Source organism: Bacteroides luti, assembly GCF_900128905.1.
GTDB lineage: Bacteria > Bacteroidota > Bacteroidia > Bacteroidales > Bacteroidaceae > Bacteroides > Bacteroides luti.
Genome location: NZ_FQTV01000034.1, coordinates 1 through 1,616 on the forward strand (window position 1 = coordinate 1; position 1,616 = coordinate 1,616).

The window sequence follows — 1,616 nt, forward strand, 5'->3', positions numbered from 1 at the left end:
GTGGGAGTCCCTATGTTTGTAATTAATATGCAGAAAAACAAAGCATAAGCCAAGAGCATTAATATATTTGAGGTATCAGTCTTAAACAATTAAATACTCAAAGCTTATGCGTACACAAAGTAACAAACTAAATTTTGAAGGAGAAAATATTTATGTTGGAATTGATGTTCATTTGAAAAGTTGGAATGTGACAATTTACACAGAATACCTGCATCATAAAACGTTCAATCAACCTCCTGTGCCTTCAATTTTAAGGGACTACCTGAATACTAATTTTCCTGGTGGAACTTATTATTCAGCCTATGAAGCCGGATTCTGCGGGTTTAATATCCATTTCGAACTTAAGAAGCTAAATATAAATAACATTGTGGTTAATCCAGCCGATATACCAACTAGCCAGAAAGAACATGTACTTAAAAACGATTCCCGTGATAGTATGAAAATTGCCCGTTCTTTAAGAGCTAATGAACTCATTGGCATACATGTCCCATTCATTGAGACATTGGAAAACCGCACATTGATACGCACTCGAGACGTAATGGTGAAAGATATGACTAGATTTAAACAGCGCATAAAAGCTTTGCTTTATTTTTATGGAATATCTTACCCTCCAGAATTTCTGAGATCAACCAGTCATTGGTCCCGACGTTTTCTTAAATGGTTAAAAGAGGAGGTATCACTTAATACAGCCAATGGAAACGATGCCTTGTCATTACTCATCAGGGAAGTAGAGCAACAAAGAGTTCTTTTATTGGAAATCAATAGAAAAATCCATAGTCTTGCTGTTTCTGAGAAATATGTAAAGGAAATAGAGCTAATAAGAAGCATTCCGGGAATTGGTTTGGTTACAGGGCTTACTTTTTTGTCGGAGATAGAAGATATTGAACGATTTGCAAATACAGATAAGTTAGCCGGTTTTGTAGGAATGATACCCACCTGTCATTCAAGTGGAGAGGCTGAGAATTATGGAGAAATGACATTTAGAAAGAAAACGATTTTAAGAAGATGCCTGATTGAAAGTTCTTGGATTGCAGTAAGAATAGACCCGGCACTGACAATGTGTTTCTCACAACTCTGTAAAAGGATGGAGCCCAATAAAGCTATAATACGAATCGCAAGAAAACTATTAAACAGAATGTATTATGTTTTAAAAAAGAGACAAAAATATGAATGTGGAGTGGTTTAATAATAATACCTATATAAATATCTTTCAGAATAAGAGTGATCGCTTTGTTTATCTTGCAGCTTAGCCTGCTTTGGGAGTTTGCGGCCTCTTCCTATTAAACTGAAAAAGGAAAATGTAGAGAACTGATAACAATATCAGTTTAAACTACTGATAGAAGGTTGTTTATATAGGAGTATTAATAAATAGAAAGTAAGGAAACAATCAATAGAGGTTTTCTTAGCCATATAGCGATATCTGTAACATGAAAGGGGAAACCAAACAAGCCTCCCCTCCAAAAAAAGAATGTTACAGTGTAACGCAGGAAGTTTATTGCTGACAAGTTGCTCCTCAGCAGAGCTTGTTTCCTCTTCAACTACCTGATTACAAAGCTAATAAAAAGTATAATTAATATTAATAATACTCTTGTTATTTGGATTACAACATAGAAGAT

General features: G+C 34.7%; 1 protein-coding gene. It reads left to right on the plus strand.

What is annotated here, in order from left to right; genetic code table 11:
• Positions 1-106 precede the first annotated feature (106 nt).
• A complete protein-coding gene (locus BUC21_RS16175; RefSeq protein WP_073404353.1) occupies positions 107-1,186 on the plus strand; it encodes an IS110 family RNA-guided transposase in 1,080 nt (359 codons plus the stop codon).
• Positions 1,187-1,616 lie beyond the last annotated feature (430 nt).